Origin of the sequence: Bremerella sp. JC817, assembly GCF_040718835.1 — a bacterium.
GTDB lineage: Bacteria > Planctomycetota > Planctomycetia > Pirellulales > Pirellulaceae > Bremerella.
Genome location: NZ_JBFEFG010000153.1, coordinates 1 through 361 on the forward strand (window position 1 = coordinate 1; position 361 = coordinate 361).

Consider the following 361-nt stretch of genomic DNA (forward strand, 5'->3'; position numbering starts at 1 on the left):
GCAGTGCCGTGATCAGGTTCAGCGTGGTGCTCGATCCGTCGATGATGACGGTCGCGCTGCCGCGGGAGTCGGCGACCACGTTGCTGTCCTGCGTCAGCGTGAGCCAGTCGGCAATCTGCCAGTCGAAATCCGTGCCGACCAGTGCCGCCAGCTCGTCCTCGACTACGCCGGTGACGAGTTCCGTCCGCCGATAGGCCGGGCCGGCCTTTACGGAGAGCGTCAAATTGTCGCCGTCGATCACTTTGTATCCGAGACCGCCCGACAAGGCGTAGCGAGCGTCGAAGCCCTGGAACGTGTTACGGTCGAACTGGGCTAGGCCGAACCCGAACAGGCGTTCGTTGATCTGGTAGCGCGGTTCGTA

At 63.4% G+C, this 361-nt stretch carries 1 protein-coding gene; it reads right to left on the minus strand.

The window, feature by feature from the left end:
* Positions 1–361, minus strand: a 361-nt coding sequence (locus AB1L30_RS00720; protein WP_367011430.1) for a DUF481 domain-containing protein, incomplete at both ends; no start/stop codon positions are given.